This window comes from Bacillus sp. FJAT-44742 (assembly GCF_002797315.1).
In the GTDB taxonomy this organism is placed as follows: Bacteria; Bacillota; Bacilli; order Bacillales; family Marinococcaceae; genus Thalassorhabdus; species Thalassorhabdus alkalitolerans.
Genome location: NZ_KZ454936.1, coordinates 3013045 through 3026394, shown reverse-complemented (window position 1 = coordinate 3026394; position 13350 = coordinate 3013045). Strand labels below are relative to the sequence as shown.

The window sequence follows — 13350 nt, the reverse complement described above, 5'->3', positions numbered from 1 at the left end:
ATATAATGACTTCTTCTTCCTTTCTTCACGGTTTCTCCCCCGTTGTAACGAATAAGACAAACTGATAAAATGAAGCATAAGTGCGAGACTTATTTTCATCTGCAGATGAAAGAGAGGACGATGATTTAAATTATGATGGGCTTGCTAAAAAAAGTCATTGGAGATACAAACCAGCGTCAAGTGAAGAAGTTGGAAAAATCAGTGGTCCAGGTAGAATCACTGGCTGATGATATGAAGAAGCTGTCGGATGACGGTCTCCGCCAGAAGACAGAAGAGTTCAAAGAGCGTTACCAAAATGGTGAGTCTCTTGATAAGCTTCTTCCGGAAGCCTTTGCGGTTGTTCGTGAAGCAGCAGGGCGAGTGCTGAACATGACACCGTTTAGAGTCCAGATTATGGGTGCTCTTGTGCTTCATGACGGAGATATCGCTGAGATGAAGACAGGTGAAGGGAAAACGTTGGTTGCCACCATGCCGGTATATCTGAACGCGATTACTGGTAAAGGAGTACACGTGATTACGGTCAACGATTATCTTGCCCGTCGTGACAGTGAACAAATGGGTGATTTATATAGATTTTTAGGGTTAACTGTAGGTTTGAACGAAAAAGGTATGACAAAAGACGAAAAGCGTGAAGCTTATAGCTGCGATATCACCTACGGGACCAATAATGAGTATGGTTTTGATTATTTGCGTGACAACATGGTTCTTTATAAGGAGCAAATGGTGCAGCGGCCACTCAATTTTGCGGTAGTCGATGAAGTCGACTCTATTTTAATTGATGAAGCTCGTACACCTTTGATCATTTCCGGCTCAGTAGAACAGACAACCCAAATGTATGCCGAAGCGGATGCATTTGTACGCTTTTTAAATAAAGAAGAAGATTTTACTTTTGATGAAAAAACAAAGAATGTACAGCTGACCGAAGAGGGCGTTAATAAAGCAGAGCGGCACTTTAACGTTGAGAACCTTTTTGACGCGAAAAATGTTTCCATAACCCACCATATTAATCAGGCTCTTAAAGCCCATGTTGCCATGGTAAAAGACTCGGATTACGTGGTTGATGACGGTGAGGCTGTCATTGTTGACCAATTTACAGGCCGTTTAATGAAGGGACGTCGTTACAGTGACGGCCTTCATCAAGCCATTGAAGTAAAAGAAGGCCTTCAAGTTCAAAAAGAAAGCATGACTTTGGCGTCAATTACGTTCCAGAACTATTTCCGTATGTACCAAAAGCTTGCAGGGATGACGGGAACGGCAAAGACCGAGGAAGAAGAATTCCAAAATATTTATGGAATGAATGTAACTTCTATTCCTACGAATAAGCCGATTGCCCGTGAGGACAACGCCGATTTAATTTACAAGTCTAAAGACGGAAAGTTTAAAGCGGTGGTTGAAAAGATAGAAGAGCTTTATAAAACAGGTCAGCCAGTGCTTGTTGGTACTGTAAGTGTAGAAACCTCTGAACACGTTTCGAAGCTATTGAAAAAGCGTCGTGTTCCACATAATGTCCTTAATGCGAAAAATCATGAAAATGAAGCGAAGATTATTGAAAATGCAGGCCAGAAAGGTGCAGTTACGATTGCAACGAACATGGCGGGACGAGGAACAGATATTAAACTTGGCGAGGGTGTAAGAGAGCTTGGAGGCCTGTATGTTATAGGTACAGAGCGTCACGAAAGCCGTCGTATTGATAACCAGCTCCGGGGACGTTCCGGCCGTCAAGGAGATCCTGGTGTATCTCAGTTTTATCTTTCTATGGATGATGAATTAATGCGCCGTTTCGGCTCGGATAACATGCGGGGCATGATGGAAAAGCTGGGCATGGAAGAAGATCAGCCAATTGAAAGCAGACTAGTCAGCCGTGCAGTAGAAACAGCTCAAAAACGAGTAGAAGGCTCCAACTTTGATACCCGTAAGCAAATCCTTCAATATGACGATGTGATGCGTGAACAGCGTGATATTGTATACGCTCAGCGGATGGAAGTTCTCGAGTCAGAGAATCTGAGTGAAATTGTCATGAAAATGATCAATTCTACCGTTGAACGAGGGGTCAGGGCGCATACACCTGAAGAGGAAGTTCCTGAGGATTGGGATCTTGATGCTATTGTGAACTACCTGAATGGCGTGGCCTTTTCAGAGTACGAAATGACCACAAAAGAAATCTGGGGCAAGGAGCCTGAAGAAATCATTGACCTTGTCATGGAAAAGGTGAAAGAAGAGTACAAGCAAAAAGAAGAAGAGGTCGGCGAAGAGCATATGCGTGAGTTTGAGAAAGTCGTCATGCTTCGCGCTGTGGATCGCAAATGGATGAGTCATATCGATCAGATGGATCAGCTTCGTCAGGGCATTCACTTGCGCGCTTACGGGCAGAATGACCCTCTTCGTGAATATAAGTTTGAAGGCTTTAACATGTTTGAAGAGATGGTAGCATCTATTGAAGAGGAAGTAACAACTCATGTGATGAAAACCAAAATTGAGTCTAATAATTTAGAGCGTGAGCCTGTTGCCCAGGGGAAAGCAGTTCATGGCAACAATACGGAACGAAATGAAAAAAAGCGCCAGCCAGTCCGGAAAGCACAGGAAATAGGACGTAACGCGTCTTGCCCTTGTGGCAGCGGGAAAAAGTACAAAAACTGCTGCGGCGTGGCAAAAGCAAAGGCATAAATCAAGGTGCCAGGCAGCTGCAATGGGTTGTAATATAAAAAGTCTCGCAGTGCCAGGCACCAGCGATGGGTTGTAATATAAAAAGTGCCGCAGTGCCAGGCGCAAAGGGATTTCTTGAAAAAAGAATGTTACAACGAGTCGTGGTGCCAGGCACCAGCGATGGGTTGTAATATAAAAAGTGCCGCAGTGCCAGGCGCAAAGGGATTTCCCGAAAAAAGAATGTTACAACAGGTCGAGGTGCCAGGCACCCCAAATGGGTTGTAATATAAAAAGGGCTGCAATGCCTGGTGCAAAGGGATTTCCCGAAAAAGGAATGTTACAACGGGTCGTGGTGCCAGGCACCCCAAACTAATATGAGGTGACAATTGTGGATTTTGCAGATATAAAGAATGAACTTTCAACTATGGCTAAACGTTTAGCGGACTTCCGGGGGTCTCTTTGACCTCGCTGAAAAGGAAGAACGAATCGCTGAATTAGAAGAAAAGATGACTGAGCCTGGTTTTTGGGACGATCCCGACAAATCAAAGAAAGTTATTGACGAATCTAACGTCCTCAAAGAAACGGCAAATGGCTTTAAGAGCCTTGCTGACAAGTACGAGAATCTTGAAGTAACCTATGAGCTCGTCAAAGAGGAAGAGGATGAAGGGCTGTACGAAGAGCTTGAAGAAGGAGTAAAGGAGCTTAACAAAGAGCTGAATGAATTTGAACTCCAGCTTCTCTTAAGCGAGCCGTATGATAAGAAAAACGCCATCCTTGAGCTCCACCCAGGAGCAGGCGGCACAGAGTCCCAGGACTGGGCCTCCATGCTTTTGCGGATGTACACACGCTGGGCCGAAAAAAGAGGATTCCAAGTGGAAACACTTGACTACCTTCCAGGCGATGAAGCAGGAGTGAAAAGCGTAACCTTATTGATCAAAGGCCATAACGCTTATGGGTACCTGAAGGCTGAAAAGGGAGTTCACCGTCTTGTGCGGATTTCTCCATTTGATTCCTCGGGACGCCGCCATACGTCTTTTGTTTCCTGTGAGGTTATGCCGGAAATGGATGAGGATGTTGAAATCGATGTGCGGACTGAGGACCTTAAAGTCGATACGTACCGGGCGAGCGGCGCAGGAGGGCAGCATGTCAATACGACAGATTCGGCTGTCCGAATTACACACCTGCCCACCAACACGGTGGTAACCTGCCAAAATGAGCGCTCTCAGCTGAAAAACCGAGAGCAGGCTATGAAAATGCTAAAAGCGAAGCTGTATCAGCGCCAAATTGAAGAACAGCAAAAAGAACTGGATGAAATCCGCGGCGAACAAAAGGAAATTGGCTGGGGAAGCCAGATTCGATCCTATGTGTTTCATCCATACAACATGGTAAAGGATCATCGTACAAACCATGAGGTTGGAAACACAGCTTCAGTCATGGACGGCGGCCTTGATGCTTTTATTGATGAGTATTTACGTTCAACGATGAAAACATGATTACGCTGAATCCTTATTACCCTCTGAACTTCTGGACTTAGAAGAGCAGGGGGTTTCTTCTTTTTCATTTCTTTTCCTGCTGCTTCCTATGGTTTCTCATTCCTAAAACGATTACACTGAATATAGGAAAAAAGGAGGTGGGTGAGCGATGTGGAAAGCTGTGACTATGCTATTACTGGTGTTAGGTTTAGCGTTCAGCTTTTCGTATGTAAAAGCTGAAGAAGACCTCCATTATTCACCGGTAACAGAACAGGAATTCATTGTGGCTTATGACCCTGACCTGCCGCCTCTCCATTTGGAAAACGAAAACCTCGAAGGGTTTTCTATTGAAATGTTTAATGAAGTGGCTGAAAGAACTGGCTTACGTATTCAATACATCCCTATGTCAAAGGAGGAATCTCTAGAGGCCATCCGGGAAAGGGAAATTGATATGATTCTTAGTATTAATTTTTCAGAACAGGATGCGGAGTTTATGGAGTTCAGTGAATCCATTCTATCAAGCTCTGTCGGGCTGGTGGTGCCTGCCGAGGAGGAAAACATAGAAGGCATTACAAGTCTTAGCGGGCAAGTCACGGCTTTGCAGAGGGAAACCATTGAATACGGCTTTTTACGAAATGTTCAAGGGATCAGATATCAAGCCACAAGTAATCAGGTGACAGGGCTGGAGCTCCTTGTCAGCGGAAGAGCAGACGCTTTTGTTGGAAACGTTCTCACAGCAGAACACTTTTTTGAGGAACGGGACCTGATTGAAAATTACCAGGTGGTGAATAACTATGTTCTTCCCGTTGAATTTTCTGTTGGAATCCAAGGCGAGGATTATCAGCTTCTACATACAATTAACAGGGGCATCCGTGAGGTGAAAAGCGACGGAACCTATACCCAAATTTATGAAAACTGGTTTGTGGATGAAGAAGAACAATTAATAAGTCAGCTTTGGCGGGCTCTGCAAATCACAGGTGTGCTTTTTTTAGCCATTATTATTTTGCTGCTTCTTGGTGTCCGCTGGAACAGGCAGTTAAAGCGAGAGGTTGATAAGAAAACAAGGGTGCTGAACCGGCTGAATCAGTCTCTTCAATACCAGGTGGAGCAGACAAAAAACAGTACCGAGTTTCAAAGGCAGATCTTAAACTCAAGCCCCCGGGGCATCATTACGATCAATGACAACAGAGAAGTGACGACGATTAACCCGAAAGCGATACACCTTTTAGAAGCAGATGAGGAGATAAAGGGAAAAAGATTCGAAGAGCATCCTCTTCTTAAAAAGCTGTTGGAGGGAAAATATGCACAGGTCATGAAAGGGGAGGGAAGACAGTTTCTTGGGCAGGAAACCATATGGACAAACTCTCAAAATGAAAGCTTATACCTTCGCTATTATGTGTATCCTCTTTATAATTTTGCAAGTGAGATTACTGGAATTATATTTGCCATCGAGGACAATACTGCTGAACAGATGGTGAGGCAGCAAATGTTTGAACAGGAAAAAAATCAGGCTTTAAGCCGGGTTGTTGCCGGGATTGCTCATGAAATCAGAAACCCCCTTTCATCCATTAAAACCTTTGTTGAGCTGATTCCGAAAAAATTTCAGAGTGAACGGTTCCAAAAACAAATAACTACCCATGTCCCCCGGGAAATAGACAGGCTCAATCAATTAATAGAAGGGCTGATAGATTATGCACGACCGAAAACTCAAAGTGTTGAAGTAGTTAATCTTATTTCTATAGTAAAAGATTGTGCAATACTATTTGAAAGAACTGTAAACAATAAAGGATTTCATCTGGAAACAGATTGGCCGGAACAGGTTTGTGTAAAAGCAGATCCTGACCAGCTCAAACAGGTGATCATCAACTTAATGATAAATGGACTGGATGCTATGGAAGAAAGAAAAGACGACAATTCCCTTTCTTTACAGCTTACAGTAAAAAAAGGACCTTCATCCGTGTTTGTTATTGTGAAAGACGAAGGACCGGGAATTACTGAGGAGGCAAAGAAAAAGGTATTCGAACCTTTTTACACCACAAAAGCAAAAGGAACAGGCCTTGGCTTGTCTATTGCTCAGCAATACGTGAAAGAAAACCATGGAAAATTAAGAATTGATGGAGTGAAGGAGAAAGGAACGAAAGTTGAGCTCGAATTTCCGATTGTTCCTTGCAGAGGAGAAGCTTCAAAGGAATAAGACAGGAGGGAGAGATAAGGCATGAAAAGAATACTGATAATAGATGATGAACCGTCTATATGTGCTTCATTGGAATTTGCACTGGAGGACGAATACGAGGTTGAAAGCACAACTGACCCGGATCAGGGAGTTCAATTAATCAAGGAAAGTCATTATCACCTCTGTCTTCTTGACCTAAAAATAGGAAACAGGGACGGTCTGGACGTTTTGCAGGAAATAAAACAAGAAAATCCTGGCATGGTTGTAATTATGATTACGGCCTACGGCACGATTGAATCATCAGTGAATGCCTTGCACCTGGGCGCTTATTCGTACCTTACCAAACCTGTTAACACAGAAGAGCTTACCTCGGTCATACGCCGAGCTCTCCACTACAATGAACTAAATCATCAGGTTGAGTACTTAACTCAAGAGCTTGAAAAGAAATACAGCAAAGATGGGATGATCGGAAGCAGTCAATCTATGGCCAAGGTCTACCAAATGATTGACAAAGTAAAAGAGGTAGATACCAACGTGCTCATTACGGGAGAAAGCGGAACGGGCAAAGAGCTTGTGGCCCGGGCCGTTCATTTTTCCGGAAAGCGGAAGAGGGAGCATTTTGAGGTTGTCAATTGTGCAGCCATCCCGGAGCACCTCCTTGAAAGTGAATTATTTGGCTATGAAAAAGGAGCATTTACAGGAGCAACAGCCAGTAAGCAAGGGAAATTTCAGCTGGCTAATAAGGGGACGATGTTTTTAGATGAAATTGGTGATATGTCACTGGCTTTGCAGGCAAAGTTACTGCGGGTATTACAATTGAAGGAAGTCACTCCCCTCGGTTCAAATCGGACGGAAAAACTAGATGTAAGAGTGATTGCTGCCACCAATAAGGATTTAAGCAAAGCGGTAGCTAACGGTGAATTTAGAGAGGATCTCTATTTTCGGATGAATGTCATTCAAATCGAACTTCCGCCCTTAAGAGAAAGAAAAGAAGATTTACCCTATTTGATCCGGCACTTTTTAAGTATTTACAATAAAGAATTAGGGAAGGGCATCAAAGGCCTGACAAAGCCTGCTGAGACAAGCCTGCTTCAGCACAGCTATCCGGGAAATATCAGAGAATTGGCTAACATTGTGGAAGCTTCAATGGTTATTGCGGAAGGGGACATGATTGAGATTGATGACCTTCCCCCTTATTTGAACGAAGGAAAAGCATTGGAGTTTTCACGGGAGCAAGCAGCTGAAGCTTTTGTCGGCTTAACAATGAAAGAGGTTGAAAAAGAGGTCATTCAGGCAACCTTGAAGAAAATGAAAGGGAGCAGGAAAAATACGGCTTCCATGCTTGGAATCAGTGAACGTGGTCTTCGAGATAAGATAAAACAGTACAATCTTTCCGGTTCATAACCGGCAAAATATGCAGGGCCGGCAGAAAATGCCGGTTTTTTTGTCATATGATTGTAAACGCTTCCTTGTTTTGAAAGCGTTTTAAAGAGTTTAATAACTTGGCACGCTTTTTGCAATATATAATAAGCAGAAATGATTTTTACTTACTATTTTTATAAGGGAGAGATTTATATGAAAAAGAGATGGATATTTGCCTTTTCTACACTGCTGGTTCTTTCTGCATGTGGAGATAATGGAGACGAAGAAACGACTGCGGATGAAAACGGTGGAAATGGAGGAGACGATGGGGAAGTAGAAACAGGAGACATGGACGCTGATTTCATTACTATTGCCACCGGGGGAACCTCTGGGGTGTACTATCCAATTGGAGGAGCGATTTCTAATCTTCTAGAAGGAGAGCTTGGTGCAGACAGCTCTGTGCAATCCACGGGAGCGTCCGTTGAAAATATTAATCTATTAGATACTGACCGTGCCGAATTAGCTATCGTTATGGGAGATGCAGTGTCACAGGCTGTGGAAGGAACAGGTCCGTTTGAGGAGGAAGGTGCCAAGGAGGACTTAACAGCTATTGCTTCCTTATATCCTAACTTTGTACAGGTGGTAACAACAGAGGGCTCCGGAATTGAATCTATTGATGATCTAGCTGGCCATGATGTTGGTGTTGGGGACGCGAACTCAGGTGTGGAGCTAAATGCACGCATGATTTTGGAAGCTCATGATATGTCCTATGACGATATAAATGAAGACTATCTTTCTTACAGTGAAGCGATCGACCAGATCCAAAACGGCATGATTGACGCTGCCTTTGTTACAAGCGGACTTCCGAACGCCACCGTCATCGATTTGTCTACTACGAACGACGCGAAAATCATTCCTATTGAAGGCGAAGGACTGGAGAACTTACAGGAACTGTACCCATTCTTCTCTGAAGGAACAATTCCTGCAGGCACATATGACAATGAAGATGATATTACAACAGCGACAATTGAGAACCTTCTTATTGTAAATAACGAGCTTTCTGATGATGCAGTGTACGACATTACAAGCGCAATTTTTGAAAACATTGAAACCATTCAAGGGTCTCACAATGCTGCAGAAGAAATTACTCTGGATACAGTAGAAGAAGGGCTGCCGATTCCATTCCACCCTGGAGCTGAAAGATACTTTGAAGAGCAGGGTGTTCTTGACTAATTCTTGCAAGGGAGGCAGGAGAGAGGCATCCGTCGTGATGCTTTCTCTCTGCTCTATATGAAAAAAGGCATTCTATTTACCATGATGATCCTGCTTTCAGCTGCTGTAATTTTTCCTGTTTCAGCTTATTATTCTTCCTCCGGATGGGAGCTCGTTATAAGCAGTCAGGAGACAGGTAAAGTGTACAAAAGTCAGGAAGCAGAGCCAGGGGATGAACTTGTCCTGTCGTGGATTCATTCTGTGGAGAAGTCTCCATGGTCTGAACTGTACAAAGTAACAGAGGAAGGAAGCTTGCTGTTGGACGAAACAGTATTTCAATCCTTCGGGGCAGGTGTTCCGCATCAAAAAGGCGACATGTCGGTAGAAAACGGTGAAGTGGTCGTAAGGAATATAAATGAAGAGCATGAGGCTCTGAGGTGGATTCATTCACAAAATGTGGAGTTCACACTGTATGTAAACGGCAAAGAGGTTTTTGATGCCGAAGAACTGCCCCATCATGAAAAAATGGAAATGAAGATTGAAAAGAGGTGAAGGAGATGGAAACCAGGCAGCAATTGGACCATCAGCAAAACTTAGATGAGAATCAAAGAGAAACCCTGGAAAAGTACGATAATGAATCGAGGTTCCGTGTCTTTGACAACCGGAAAATTGCTCTCGTAGTCGCTGGTATTGCTATTATTTTATCTATCTATCATTTATATACATCATACTTTGGCACCCCGCCAACGCTGGTGCACAGATCTTTTCACGTTGCTGTCGTGCTGGCATTAATCTTTATGCTTTATCCGCCCCTGAAAAAGGCAAAACGAAACACCCTTCCGTGGTATGACGCTATATTAGCGTTGCTTGCTCTTTCCACGTCCGTTTATATTTTTATGGAATATGATTCAATAGTTAACCGAGGCGGGCTTCCAAATACATGGGATCTTGTTTTCGGAGCCATTCTTGTACTGCTCGTATTAGAGGGAGCCAGACGGGTAACAGGCTGGGGGCTGCCGACCCTTGCGATATTATTTCTCCTTTACGGGCTGTTTGGCCGGGAAATGGCCGGAATCTTCCGCCACAGGGGCTATGAATGGCAGGATATTGTAAACTTTATGTATGTAACAAATGAAGGGATTTACGGAACAGCGATTGGTGTTTCTGCCACCTATATTTTCTTGTTCATTCTTTTTGGAGCTTTTCTTCAAAAGTCAGGCATGGGTCAGTTTTTTAATGATATGGCTCTTGCGATTGCGGGACAGACAAGAGGTGGTCCGGCAAAGGTTTCTGTTATTGCGTCCGGATTTTTAGGAAGCATTAACGGGGCTGCCGTAGCCAATGTTGTAACCACTGGTTCATTTACCATTCCTTTGATGAAAAAAATAGGCTATAAGAAGAACTTTGCTGGAGCCGTTGAAGCCTCAGCTTCCGTAGGTGGACAGATTCTGCCGCCAATCATGGGTGCTGCCGCTTTTATTATGGCTGAAATTCTTGGAATTCCGTACAGCCAGATTGCGCTTGCGGCCCTTCTGCCGGCACTCCTTTTCTATCTGGGAGTTATCGTTCAGATTCACCTGCGTGCTTCCAAGGAAGGGCTAAAAGGGATCTCCAAAGATAATCTTCCTGCGGTAAAGCAGGTTATGAAAGAACGTGGCCACCTGCTGATTCCATTGTTATTTTTAATGTATATGCTTTTCTTCAGCGGCCGGACTATTATTTATTCTGCTCTGTTGACTATTATCGTGACAGTTATTATTGCCATGATTCGCAAGACAACGAGAATGTCTTTGCGTGATATTTTAGAAGCTCTGGAAAATGGTGCGCGTACAGCTCTTGGAGTGGCAATTGCGTGTGCCGCAGTTGGTCTTATTGTAGGTGTGGCAACACTGACTGGCTTTGGTCTCAGCCTTGCTAATGCAATTGTTACCCTTGGCGGGGAAAGCCTGCTCCTTACCTTAATGTTTACGATGGTAGCATGTATTGTTCTGGGAATGGGGCTTCCGAGTATCCCAACCTACATCATTACAGCCACGATGGCGGCTCCGGCTCTTGTACAGCTAGGCATTGAGCCGCTTGTGGCCCACTTGTTCGTCTTTTACTTTGGTATTTTTGCAAATATTACACCGCCGGTTGCCCTGGCATCCTTTGCTGCTGCAGGGATTTCCGGAGGAAACGCAATGAGGACAGGGTTTGTTTCCATGAAGCTTGCCATTGCAGGGTTTATCGTTCCTTACTTGTTTGTATATAACGATTCTCTCCTCCTGACAAACACAACCTTCGGTGAAGGGGTCCTCGTCGTATTTACTTCTGTGCTCGGAGTAATGATGCTGGGAACTGCAGCAGAAGGGTATTTCATGACTCATATCAACCCTGTGCTGAGGATCCTGCTGTTCGGTGGAGCTTTACTCTTTATGAATCCAAATCTAATGCAGGACGTGATCGGGTTCTCAATCATCGCTGTCGTTATTTTCTTCCAATGGATTCGTGCGAAAAAAGAGGGTGTGGCTTCTTTACGTGCAATATAAATAAAGAGACTTTTTTTGAAAGGGAGAGAAAAGAGTATGGACTTAGGACTTAAAGACAAGGGAGTCGTGGTTCTTGCCTCAAGCAAAGGTTTGGGCAAGGCTTCGGCCAGGCAATTTTCCTTAGAGGGTGCTTCTGTTATGCTTTCTGGAAGACATGAAGAAACACTTCAGCAAGCAGCAGAAGAAATAAGCAGTGAAACAGGAAACAAGGTGTATTGGAAAGTGTGCGATCTTCATAATGAAGAAGACATCTACAGTTTAATTTCTGAAGCGAAAGAAAAGCTGGGCCGTCTCGATGTTCTTGTTAATAACAGCGGAGGACCGACAGCTGGAACCTTTGAATCACTTTCGGATGAAGATTGGAAGAGTGCTTTTGAGCTCACGCTGTTAAGCTTTACTAGAGCAATTCGCAGTGCTCTTCCTCATCTGAAAGAAAACGGCGGACGCATTGTAAATATTGCTTCTTCCTCTGTTAAACAGCCGATTGAAAACTTGATGCTTTCCAATACGTACCGGCTGGGTGTGATGGGAATGGCCAAAACCTTATCAAAGGAGTTGGCCGGTGATGGTATTTTAATAAATACTGTCGGTCCCAGGAGAATTGCAACAGACCGGACGGAAGAGCTGGACAAGAAAAAGGCTGAGAAAAGAGGTCTTGACGTCAGTGAGGTACGATCGGAAAGTGAAGGAAACATTCCACTCGGCCGCTACGGTGATCCCGAAGAGTTTGCGAAAGTCATCGCGTTTCTCGGTTCGGGAGCAAACAGCTATGTAACGGGCCAGACAATCGTAGTGGATGGCGGCATGACGCAAGCCTTCTAAGAAAAGAGCTTCTGCTTGAGTAAAGCAGAAGCTCTTTTTTTTGATGGGGTGCCTGGCACCAAAAAGACCGAATTGGAGAAATCGGCGCAGTGGCGGGATTTAGCATTACATTTAAGTTACATTTCTTTTGGTGCCAGGCACCGTAATCGGCATCGCGTTTACACCAGGGTTTTCCAGTGCTATACTACTGTGAATACAAGGAAGAACGTTAGTAGGAAGGTGTGGCCTGGATGGCTGTAACAAAGAAAGGAAACAGAAAGCGTCAGCCTGTGAACCCCAAAGCTCTGTTTGCGTTGAATATGACGATGATTTTCGCTGGTTCTGCCATTGTAGCGATCGCGTATAACCTTTTTCTTCTCCCTAATCGTATTGCTTCAGGAGGAGTCAGCGGGTTTGCCACTATCGTTTATGATGTGTTTGGCATCGAGCCCGCTATTACGCTCTGGGCTTTTAATATCCCTCTGTTTTTGGCAGGTGTCCTCCTTCTTGGAGGTTTTAAATATGGTGCCAAAACAATTATTGGAACAGCCTTTCTGCCATTGGTTGTTTTACTGACTAGTGAACTGCCGCCAGCGACTCAGGATCCCTTGCTCGGCGCTTTATTTGGAGGAATTGGGGTAGGACTGGGTCTTGGCCTTGTGTTTCGGGCTCAAGCTTCAACTGGCGGAACAGATCTTGCTGCCCAAATACTCAATAAATACACGGGTGTTTCACTAGGCGCGAGTGTGGTCTTTTTTGACGGCCTGATTGTCTTTACTTCAGCTCTTGTATTTAACCTGGAGCTTGCCCTTTATGCATTGATCGGCCTGTATATTACAGGAAAAACGATTGATATTGTCCAAACTGGGGTAGGCTATGCAAAGGTAGCATTAATTATCACGAATGATGAAACACAAGTCCGCCAGGATATTCTTCAGAAGGTGGACAGAGGGGTAACCAGGCTTGAAGGGTATGGCGGGTATACTGACAAAAAGCGACCTGTTTTAATGTGTGTCGTTAATAGAAACGAAGTCACAAAATTGAAACAAGTTGTTCAAGCTGCTGACCCGCACGCATTTGTAATTGTGACAAATGCCACAGAAGTACTTGGAGAGGGTTTCAAAAAGAAAGAAGTAGGGTATAATTGAGCCGTACTGTT

At 44.2% G+C, this 13350-nt stretch carries 9 protein-coding genes; all 9 read left to right on the top strand.

Translation table 11 applies throughout. The features are described from left to right. The first annotated feature begins 132 nt into the window (after positions 1-132). The 9 genes from secA to CEF17_RS14915 all read left to right on the top strand — a co-directional run bounded on the left by secA (position 133) and on the right by CEF17_RS14915 (position 13339). Complete coding sequence (gene secA, locus CEF17_RS14955; RefSeq protein ID WP_100400231.1) at positions 133-2664, top strand: preprotein translocase subunit SecA; 2532 nt, start codon at positions 133-135, stop codon at positions 2662-2664. A 403-nt stretch (positions 2665-3067) separates the two neighbouring features. Continuing rightward, positions 3068-4136 (top strand): peptide chain release factor 2 gene (prfB, locus tag CEF17_RS14950; protein ID WP_442857458.1). Its coding sequence is split into 2 segments (ribosomal slippage): positions 3068-3103 and positions 3105-4136, totalling 1068 coding nucleotides; the frame shifts between segments, so codons are not numbered across the junction. 148 nt (positions 4137-4284) lie between these two features. Further along, positions 4285-6309, top strand: a complete 2025-nt coding sequence (locus CEF17_RS14945) for a transporter substrate-binding domain-containing protein (protein ID WP_100400229.1) — start codon at positions 4285-4287, stop codon at positions 6307-6309. Between the two features lie 21 nt (positions 6310-6330). Next, complete coding sequence (locus tag CEF17_RS14940; protein WP_100400228.1) at positions 6331-7692, top strand: sigma-54-dependent transcriptional regulator; 1362 nt, start codon at positions 6331-6333, stop codon at positions 7690-7692. Between the two features lie 171 nt (positions 7693-7863). Continuing rightward, the gene (locus CEF17_RS14935; RefSeq protein WP_100400227.1) at positions 7864-8883 is read left to right on the top strand and encodes a TAXI family TRAP transporter solute-binding subunit; all 1020 of its coding nucleotides are present in this window, start codon (positions 7864-7866) and stop codon (positions 8881-8883) included. A 57-nt stretch (positions 8884-8940) separates the two neighbouring features. Next, on the top strand, positions 8941-9414 hold the full coding sequence (locus tag CEF17_RS14930; RefSeq protein WP_198508982.1) for a DUF1850 domain-containing protein: 474 nt from the start codon (positions 8941-8943) through the stop codon (positions 9412-9414). 5 nt (positions 9415-9419) lie between these two features. Then, the gene (locus tag CEF17_RS14925) at positions 9420-11390 is read left to right on the top strand and encodes a TRAP transporter permease (protein ID WP_100400225.1); all 1971 of its coding nucleotides are present in this window, start codon (positions 9420-9422) and stop codon (positions 11388-11390) included. A gap of 36 nt (positions 11391-11426) precedes the next feature. Then, positions 11427-12212: an SDR family oxidoreductase gene (locus tag CEF17_RS14920; protein ID WP_100400224.1), complete on the top strand. Its 786-nt coding sequence runs from the start codon at positions 11427-11429 to the stop codon at positions 12210-12212. Between the two features lie 299 nt (positions 12213-12511). Beyond that, a complete protein-coding gene (locus CEF17_RS14915) occupies positions 12512-13339 on the top strand; it encodes a YitT family protein (protein WP_232725587.1) in 828 nt (275 codons plus the stop codon). Positions 13340-13350 lie beyond the last annotated feature (11 nt).

Excerpts from the sequence above, each read along its gene's own strand:
- CEF17_RS14935 (WP_100400227.1), top strand. The coding sequence starts at position 7,864 with ATGAAAAAGAGATGGATATTTGCCTTTTCTACACTGCTGGTTCTTTCT.
- secA (WP_100400231.1), top strand. The coding sequence starts at position 133 with ATGATGGGCTTGCTAAAAAAAGTCATTGGAGATACAAACCAGCGTCAA.
- CEF17_RS14940 (WP_100400228.1), top strand. The coding sequence starts at position 6,331 with ATGAAAAGAATACTGATAATAGATGATGAACCGTCTATATGTGCTTCA.
- CEF17_RS14945 (WP_100400229.1), top strand. The coding sequence starts at position 4,285 with ATGTGGAAAGCTGTGACTATGCTATTACTGGTGTTAGGTTTAGCGTTC.
- CEF17_RS14925 (WP_100400225.1), top strand. The coding sequence starts at position 9,420 with ATGGAAACCAGGCAGCAATTGGACCATCAGCAAAACTTAGATGAGAAT.
- CEF17_RS14915 (WP_232725587.1), top strand. The coding sequence starts at position 12,512 with ATGACGATGATTTTCGCTGGTTCTGCCATTGTAGCGATCGCGTATAAC.
- CEF17_RS14920 (WP_100400224.1), top strand. The coding sequence starts at position 11,427 with ATGGACTTAGGACTTAAAGACAAGGGAGTCGTGGTTCTTGCCTCAAGC.
- CEF17_RS14930 (WP_198508982.1), top strand. The coding sequence starts at position 8,941 with ATGAAAAAAGGCATTCTATTTACCATGATGATCCTGCTTTCAGCTGCT.